The organism is Burkholderia sp. Tr-862 (assembly GCF_011753085.1).
In the GTDB taxonomy this organism is placed as follows: Bacteria; Pseudomonadota; Gammaproteobacteria; order Burkholderiales; family Burkholderiaceae; genus Burkholderia; species Burkholderia ambifaria.
The window spans coordinates 1-8,324 of record NZ_VWWG01000231.1; the positions used below are offsets into that span (position 1 = coordinate 1).

Annotated in this window: 8 protein-coding genes and 1 pseudogene; 3 read left to right on the top strand and 6 right to left on the bottom strand. The window is 68.8% G+C overall.

The window, feature by feature from the left end; translation table 11 throughout:
* The 3 genes and pseudogenes from F3J14_RS32095 to F3J14_RS32105 all read right to left on the bottom strand — a co-directional run.
* A pseudogene (locus tag F3J14_RS32095) lies at positions 1-191 on the bottom strand (cytochrome c); the annotation flags it as partial.
* Complete coding sequence (gene soxC / locus F3J14_RS32100; protein WP_166726352.1) at positions 184-1,443, bottom strand: sulfite dehydrogenase; 1,260 nt, start codon at positions 1,441-1,443, stop codon at positions 184-186. The pseudogene F3J14_RS32095 and the gene soxC, both read right to left, overlap by 8 nt.
* A gap of 132 nt (positions 1,444-1,575) precedes the next feature.
* Positions 1,576-2,760, bottom strand: a complete 1,185-nt coding sequence (locus F3J14_RS32105; RefSeq protein ID WP_166726347.1) for a porin — start codon at positions 2,758-2,760, stop codon at positions 1,576-1,578.
* A 467-nt stretch (positions 2,761-3,227) separates the two neighbouring features.
* On the opposite strand from F3J14_RS32105, the gene F3J14_RS32110 reads away from it, so the two are divergent.
* On the top strand, positions 3,228-3,572 hold the full coding sequence (locus tag F3J14_RS32110; RefSeq protein WP_166726348.1) for a DUF3088 domain-containing protein: 345 nt from the start codon (positions 3,228-3,230) through the stop codon (positions 3,570-3,572).
* A gap of 64 nt (positions 3,573-3,636) precedes the next feature.
* The gene (locus tag F3J14_RS32115; RefSeq protein WP_247682331.1) at positions 3,637-4,710 is read left to right on the top strand and encodes an ABC transporter substrate-binding protein; all 1,074 of its coding nucleotides are present in this window, start codon (positions 3,637-3,639) and stop codon (positions 4,708-4,710) included.
* Between the two features lie 129 nt (positions 4,711-4,839).
* Here the strand turns inward: F3J14_RS32115 and F3J14_RS32120 are convergent, their stop codons facing one another.
* The 3 genes from F3J14_RS32120 to F3J14_RS32130 all read right to left on the bottom strand — a co-directional run bounded on the left by F3J14_RS32120 (position 4,840) and on the right by F3J14_RS32130 (position 7,287).
* Complete coding sequence (locus tag F3J14_RS32120) at positions 4,840-5,013, bottom strand: hypothetical protein (RefSeq protein ID WP_166726346.1); 174 nt, start codon at positions 5,011-5,013, stop codon at positions 4,840-4,842.
* Between the two features lie 81 nt (positions 5,014-5,094).
* Complete coding sequence (locus F3J14_RS32125; protein WP_166726349.1) at positions 5,095-6,312, bottom strand: ATP-grasp domain-containing protein; 1,218 nt, start codon at positions 6,310-6,312, stop codon at positions 5,095-5,097.
* A gap of 30 nt (positions 6,313-6,342) precedes the next feature.
* Positions 6,343-7,287, bottom strand: a complete 945-nt coding sequence (locus F3J14_RS32130) for a hypothetical protein (RefSeq protein ID WP_166726350.1) — start codon at positions 7,285-7,287, stop codon at positions 6,343-6,345.
* Positions 7,288-7,453: 166 nt separating this feature from the next.
* Here F3J14_RS32130 and F3J14_RS32135 point away from each other — a divergent pair.
* The coding region (locus F3J14_RS32135; protein ID WP_166726351.1) for a LysR substrate-binding domain-containing protein at positions 7,454-8,324 on the top strand (871 nt) is incomplete at its 3' end.

The following is an 8,324-nucleotide window of genomic DNA, read 5'->3' on the forward strand; positions in this document are numbered from 1 at the left end:
GCGACCGTGCCGGCGCCGCGCGGCAGGCCGCTGCCGTCGGGCGCGACGTCGATGTCCCACGCTGCGATCGCCGCGCGGTCGACCGGCTGACCGATGCCGAAGCCGGCGCCGAAGGCCGGCGACGCGATCGAGCCGATCGATCCCGACAAGACGACGAGCGACACGAGCAGACGGACAGTCGGCCTACGCATTGCGCACCTCGCCGTCCGCGCCGACGCGCCAGTTCTGGATGCCGTTGTAGTGGTATTGCGAATTGACGCCGCGCGCGGCGACGAGCGCGTCGCGGGTCGGCTGCACGTAGCCCGTTTCGTCGGTCGCTCGGCTTTGCAGGTCAGCCGGCTCGCCGTTCCAGACCCAGTCGGCTTCGAAGCGCGTCAGCGCGCGATCGCGCACGTCGCCGGCGAGCCGCGCGGTGCGCCAGGTGCGGCCGCCGTCCGTCGACACGTCGACCGCGCGAATCCGGCCGCGTCCCGACCACGCATAACCGCTGATCGGGTAGTAGCCGCGCGACGCGAGCCGGTGCCCGGCCGACGGGCGCGTGATCACCGATTTCGCATCCATCTCGAACACGAACTGGCGGGCGCATCCGTTCGGCAGCAGGCTCGTGTATTTCGACGTTTCCTCGCGGGTCATCTCCGGCGCGCGTACCAGCTTCAGCCGCCGCAGCCACTTGATGTTCGTGTTGCCTTCGAAGCCCGGCACGATGAGCCGCACCGGATAGCCGTTCTCGGGGCGCAGCCGCTCGCCGTTCTGCGCATAGACGACGAGCGCGCGCTCGAGAATGCGATCGAGCGGCAGGCTGCGCGTCATCGCCGCGCCGTCCGCGCCTTCCGCGAGCAGCCATTGCGCGGCCGGGTCGATGCCGGTTTCGTCGAGCAGCGTCGACAGCCGCACGCCGGTCCATTCGCAGCACGACAGCAGCCCGTGCGTGAACTGGACGGGCAACCCGCTCGGGCCGTTCCATTCGCTGCCGGTGTTGCCCGAGCATTCGAGGAAATGGATTCGCGACTCGGACGGAAAGCGCAGCAGGTCGTCGAGCGTGAAGACGCGCGGCTCGCGCACGAGCCCGTGGACGACCACGCGATGACGCTGCGCATCGATATCGGGCACGCCCGCGTGATGGCGTTCGTACACGAGGCCGTTCGGCGTGATGTCGCCGAACAGGTCGGCGAGCGGCGTCATCGACGAGCCGGAGCCGGGCAGCGCCGGTGCGCGCGCGCTGCGGCGGATCACGTCGCGTTCGTGCCCGCCCGGCACGCCGTATGGCGGCGACAGCAACGGTGCGCCCGGCGTGCGCGTCCACGGCGGTACGTCGAGTGGCGCGAGCGTCTGGCTCGCCAGCGCGCCGCCTGTTGGCAGCAGCGCGGCGGCCCAGCCGCCGGCGAGCTGTCGCAGTGCCGCGCGGCGGCCGGTGCGGCGTGGACGGGAAGAGGTATCGGTCATCAGCGAAGCCATGTCGCGCGCGGCGCGGCAGCATCCGGAAAAACGGACATTGTCGGCAACCGCGCGCGGCGCGACAAACAACGATTCCCGCTTTGCTTATCGCGCCGCGCCCGTGTCACGTTGCGCGCACGTTCAGAACTTCACGCGCAGCCCGCTGACGAACGCGACCTGACGGTTCGTCGACGACGCGCTGCCGATGTTCGAGATCGCCGCGATCTTGCGATAGCCGCCCGACGACGCGGTGCTCGCATCGCCTGCGGCGAGCTGGTAGATGCCGGACAGATAGATGTCGGTGCGCTTCGACAGCGCATAGTCGAACCCGAGCGTGAACTGGTGCCAGCGCGGCTTCAGCGTCTGGCCGCCGGTGCCCGGCAGGCCGCTCGCACGTCCGTCGGTGAACGTGTAGACGCCGATCAGCGTCGCCGCCGGCGTGATCTGGTAGCGCCCATTCACGTCGTAGTTATTGAATTTGCGCGACGAGCCGTCGACATAGTCGAGCTGCGTATGGCTCCACGCGAAGCCGAGCGTCGCGCGGCCGAGCGCGTAGTTCGCGCCCGCGACACCGATCTGCTGTTTGCGCACGCCGCCGTTCAGCCCGTAAAAGAACGCGCCGGTGTAGTCGTTGCCGGTCGTCGTGGTCGCGCCGCCCACCGCGCCGCTCGTGTTCGACGTCGCGTTCGGGTGATTCAGCCGCACGTAGCCCGCACCCGCCGAGAACGGACCGTTCACGTAGTTCGCCGCCACGCCCCACGCGTTGTTGTTCGAGAAGCCGGTGCCCGCGCCGCCGTTCGCCTGGTTGCTGAATGCGTACAGCGCGTCGGCCGTGAAGCCGGCGATCGTCGCGCTGCGGAATTTCACCGCGTTGTTGATGCGGAAGCTCTGGTTCAGGTTGTCGTTGTCGCCGATGTGGGTTGCCGGCGACCAGAAGCCGGATCCCGAGTACGGCGCGACGAGGTCGGTGATCGGCTCGTATTGGCGGCCGAACGTCAGCGTGCCGAGACCGGTCTTGTTCAGGCCGACGTACGCGGAGCGGCCGAACAGGCGGCCGCCCTGGCCGAGGCCGCCGTCGCTCGGCCTGAACCCACTTTCGAGCGTGAATACCGCCTGCAGGCCGCCGCCGAGATCCTCGACGCCTTTCAGGCCCCAACGGCTGCCGCTCAGCTTGCCGCTCGTCTGCTGGATGTTGCTCGCGCCGCCCTGATTGTTCGTATAGGCGAGGCCGGCGTCGACGACGCCGTACAGCGTAACGGAACTCTGCGCATGCGCACCGATGGAACCGATCGAAACCAAACCCAGGACTACCGACTTCTTGATCATGAATATCCTCTGTTTTTTATGGGTACGTCTGCGAGGATCACGATGCTATTGAATTCGGCATGGTCGGCGAATACTCGATCCGTGGTTTGCAATTCGCTGCGCGACCGAATTGCAATGCGCGTCGATGCCCGCCCGGCGCACGCGCCGCGATCGCGTCCGGCTCGCATGCTGCGGCGAACGCATTGGCATCGATGACAAACGCCGGGCGACGACAACGTGCGAACGCGCCCATATCGATCGATGAAATCGTTCGATGCCACGCCGAAGTTCGTTCCACTGACGATGTTTTTATGCAACGCGGTGCTGTGACACGCACGGCCGATGCGGTATGCACGTCGGCATATCGATTCCGCAAAACGTTGGTAGGGCCGCACGATGCGCGGCGATACAGTCGTGTATCCGGCCGGGCGCCGTGCACGCAGTGTGCGTGTATCCCGGTGGAATCACCAACATGGGAGCCGAGTGAAATGAGTCGGGATGTACTGTTTCTGCTGGAACCGGGCTTTGCCGATCCGAAGCATCCGGGCCGACACTTCGTCTGTCCGCACGGACTGGCGATCGAAGGACTGCTCGCGAGCGCGCCCGACAGGAGCGACCGCCTCGACGTGCGCCGCGTCGGTTTCGAACGACCGCGACACGCGGTGATCGACGCGCTCGACGACGCGCATCAGGGCCTGCCAGTGCTCGTGTTCGGTAGCGCGCAACCGGCGCCGGACGATGCGCAAACGCTCGGCGCGGTGCGTTTCATCACCGACCCGCGCCGCATCCTCGACCTGCTGGCCGAGCGCCACGGCTTCCCGACCTTGCATTGACGCGCGTCGACCGTCGCGCGCGGCGGTTTCCCTTTTCTTTTCATTCAATCGACAGGAGCATCCGATGGCGTCAACTTCGGCGGCACGCCGCCGCCTGCTGCTCGCCGGCGCCGCGCTCGCGGCGACCCCCGTGGTCGCGCGGGTCGCGCTTGCCGCGCCGGCCGCCAACACCGATCTGGCCGGCACCACACTGCGCGTCGCGACCTACAAGGGCGGTTGGCGTGCGTTGCTGCAGGCGGCCGGCCTGAGCGACACGCCGTACCGGATCGAGTGGCGCGAGTTCAACAACGGCGTGCTGCACATCGAGGCGTTGAACGCGGATGCGCTCGACATTGGCTCAGGCAGCGAGATCCCGGCGGTATTCGCCGCGCGCCAGAAGGCCAGCGTCCGGTTCATCTCGCGTACGCGGGAAGACCTGAACAACCAGGTCACGCTCGCACGCAAGGACACGCCGATTCGCAGCATCGCGGACCTGAAGGGCAAGCGTGTCGGGTACGTGCGCGCGACGACGTCGCACTATTTCCTGTACCGGCAGCTCGCCGAGGCCGGTCTCGGTTTCGACGACATCCACCCGATCAACCTGTCGCCGACCGACGGACTGTCCGCGTACGACCGCGGCGACCTCGACGCGTGGGCGATCTACGGCTACAACGGCCAGCTCGCGCGCAACCGGTACGGTGCACGCGTGCTCAAGACGGGCAAGGGCTACCTGTCCGGCAATTTCCCGATCTATGCGAACCCGCGCACGCTCGACGATCCGCGCCGGCGCGCGGCGACCGGCGATCTGCTGCTGCGGTTCCAGCGCGCGTACGCGTGGGCGAACGGGCATTTCGATGCGTATGCGCGCGTGCAGAATGGCGAGACGCGCGTGCCGGTCGCCGATCTCGCGGCGATGTTCGCGCAGCGCAGCGACGACTACGCACTGCTGCCCGTCACGCCCGACGTGGTCGCGCAGCATCAACAGGTCGCGGACGTGTTCGCGCGGATCGGCGTGCTGGATGGTCCGGCCAACGTCGCGCCGTTCTGGGATACGTCGTTCAATGCGCTGGTGGCATCGGCGTGTCGCCAGACGGCAGCAGGGCGCGCGTGCGAGCGGCGCGGGACGGCTCTGTCGCAGCAAGACCGCCTGACAGGCTGAAGCCCAGAAGATCGGGCGCTCACCACCGGTAGCGCGTCGCAACATGGCCGTCGGGCAGCCGCGCGGCGCCGAACAGCTTTTCCCGAAACGATCCCGGCGCACCGGCGACCGGGTAGCGTCCGCGGCGTGTCAGCTCGGGAACGAGCAGGCGTGCGATCTGCCGGCCAGCGTGCGTTCGGCGTCGCGGCGCGCCGCATCGTCTTCGAAGAGCCAGGCTTCGATGCGGGTCGCGGTACCGGCCGTGAAGCGGTCGGTCAAGGTGTGCAGCGTGCGCGGATAGGCGGCGGAGAATAGCGTCGTCATGGCGAGGGGGATGAGTCGGGTAGTCGTTCGGCGCGCGTCCGCGCCGGTTGTGTCGAGTCTTCGGTCGGCGGTGATTCCGCGCTAGCCGGAAATCGAGGGCTGCGCGACGGGACCGCCCACGGCCGACGTGGCGGCAGGCCCGGACGCCGCATGATCGGGAAGCGCGGCGGGCAGCGCGACGCGCACATAGAGAAACGCCCGCCGTTCGCGGTCGGGCAGCACCTGCGGGCCGTAGCTGATCGTGACGGCGCCGTCGTGCATCTCGCCGGCCTGTGCGAAACGCCACGCGCCGGGATCGCTGTCGAGCAGGAATTCGACGCGCGCATAGGCGTGCGGCTCGAACAGCTCGGGGATCGCGACCGGGCGTCCGTCGAGTTTGTCGAGCAACGCGTCGACCACGTTGAACCCGTAGCCGTCGCGCACGATGTCGCAGATGAAGCTGCCCGCGATGCGCGGATTCAGCTCGATCACGTGCGGGACGCCGTCGCGCACGATGCAGTCGAGATGCACGGGGCCCCAGGTGAGCCCCGCGGCCACGGTCGCGCGTGTGCCGACGTCGATCAGCGCGCGCAGCGTATCGGCGTCGAGATCGAGTTCGGACGTATAGCCGCGTTCGAGAAAACCGGCGCCGTGCCGCTTCAGCTTGCGCAGCGCGCCGACATAGCGGCCGTCGAAATACTCGACGCAGTATTCGCTGCCGCTCAGGAATTCCTCGATGACGACGCGTTCGGCAGCGCGCGATGCCGCATCGGCCTGCGCGGCGGCGAGTGCGTCGAGCTGCGCGCGCACTTCGGCGATGTCCTCGCAGCGCCGGACGCCGTCGCTCGCCGATCCCTCCGACGGCTTGACGACGACCGGAAAGCGCAGCGGTTCGGCCGCGGCGGCGAGCGCCGCGGGCGCGGCCAGCGTGCCCGCGACGAACTGCGCGGCCGGGATCCCGCGCTCGGCGAGCAATGCCTTCTGGTTCGACTTCGATACCGCGTGTGCGACATGCCGTGCATCGGGGCCGGGCAGGCCCAGCGCGTCGGCGACCCACGCGGCGGTGCGCGCATAGGTGTCGTGCGCGGTGGTCACGCGCAACGTGTCGAGTTCGTCCGGGAAGCGGGCGCGCAGCCAGGCGGCCAGTTGCGCGGCGTCGGAGGCGAGGTTGACCGTTTCGACACTGTCGGGGAACGCGCCGTCGAGACGATGGCCGGGCGCGGTGATGATGGTCACGGCCACCTGGCGCGCGAGCGCGGCGCGCACCAGTGCGACGCTGCTGCCGGTGGCGCGTGCGCCGATCACGATGAGTCGCTTCATGCTGGATCCTTGTCGAGGACGGGAGAGGGGCTAGCGCGTGCGCCTGCGCAGACGCTGTGCTTCGAGGCGCGGCAGCAGGTGCTGCACCACGCGCGGCAGCGTATAGATCGGCAACTGCGCGCACGTGAACACGAGCGCCATGGTCGGCGTGGCCGCGAGCCCGAGCGCCGCCCACATCAGCCCGACGTTGCGGTTGGCGACGATCAGCGCGACGTTGAGGCGCGTGCGGACGTCGCCGGGCGTGATCCCGTATGCGACGAGCTGGAAGCCGGCGTTGACGGCGAAAGCCAGCGCGATCGCCGTCAGCGCGCGGTGCGGCGCGTCGATGATCGACTGCTGCATGCCGGCCATCGTGCCGAGCGCGAACACCAGCAGCGCGATGACGACGATTGCATCGATGGGCGTTGCATAACGGTCGAGCCGCGATCCGGCGAAGCGCCGCACGACCAGCGCGACGCCTTCGGCGCTGCCGATCAGCAGCGCGAGCCTCAGCGCGAGATTGACGGGCGAGATCGACACGGCCGCGTCGTGGCTGAACCAGGCCGTCAGCAGCGGCGCAGTGACCGGTACGAACACCATCGACGCAAGGGTTGCGACGAGCGCGACGCTCGCGTCGAGCGACAGCATCCGCGCGATCGTCGACGTGCCGCTCGACGGTGGCGCGCAGTAGGCGATCACGAGTGCGACGACCCAGTCGTACGGCATGCCGGCGAGCCGCGCGGCGATGCCGAGCGCGACCGGACACGCGATCATCGTCGCGGCCGGCAGCAGCAGCGACACGGACGGGCGTCGCGCGACCGCGCGCACGGCGCTGGGCTCGACGCGCAGCAGCGTGCCGAGCACGAACAGGAACACGGTGACGGGCATCAGCGGCCGCGCGAGTTCGGCGAGCGGCGGTACCAGCAGCCCGAGGCCGACGCCGCACGCGAGCACGGTCGGCCCCCGCCGCACCAGCGCGGCGATCAGCGCGCGCATCGGTGAACCGCGGACCCGCGGCGGACGACGGTGAAACCTGAGCAGACAGCGGATGGCATGCGGAGTCCTCGGAAGGGGCCGGCCGGCACCGAATGTCCGCTAGGCTAATCCGGATGATAGGCGAAGTAAAATGATATAAACTGAATCAGTAACAAGAGAAAGTGATATGAACATACCTTTGCTCGAAACCTTCCGGGCCGTCGTTCAGGAGGGCAGCGCGCTGCGCGCGGCCGAGCGGCTCGGTTGTACGCAGTCGAACGTGACCGCGCGACTTCGCCAGCTCGAGGAGTCGCTCGACGCGCCGCTGTTTGACCGGAACGGCAAGCGGCTGGTGCTCAACGACGCCGGTCGCAGGCTGATCCCGTATTGCGACCGCATCCTGCGCCTCGTTGACGAAGCGACGCAGGTCGTCCGCGAGACACCGATCGCACGCAGCTTCCGGCTCGGTTCGATGGAAAGCACGGCGGCCACGCGCTTGCCGGCGCTCGCGGCCGCGTTGAAGGAGCGCGATCCGGCGCTCGGTCTCGTGGTACAGATCGGCAGCGAGCCGGAACTGGCTGACGCCCTGCTGCGCGGCCGGATCGACGCCGCGCTGACCGCGCGTGCGCTCGTGCGGCCCGGGCTGCGTTACGAGCCCGCGTTCGCCGAGGACATGGTGCTGGTGAGCGCGGCCGCGCTCACGCGCCGGCAGTTGCTGGCCGACAACACCGTGCGGCTGCTCGCGTTTCACGAAGGCTGTCCGTATCGCTCGATCGCGGAGCACTGGCTGAAGGCGCGCGGCTTCGCGATCGAATCGGTGTCGTCGTTCGGCACGTTCGGCGCGATCCTCGGCTGCGTGGCGGCCGGCATGGGCGTCGCGATCCTGCCGAAGCGGATCACGACCGAGCATGTCGCGCGCAAGGAGCTGCGCGCGTATGCGTTCGACGATCTCGGCAGCGTGACGACCTACCTCGTCACGCCCGACGACGCACCCGTGCTGCCCGAACTCGATGCGTTGCGTGCGGTGCTGCGCCGCCAGGCGGGCGCGCTGCTCGCAC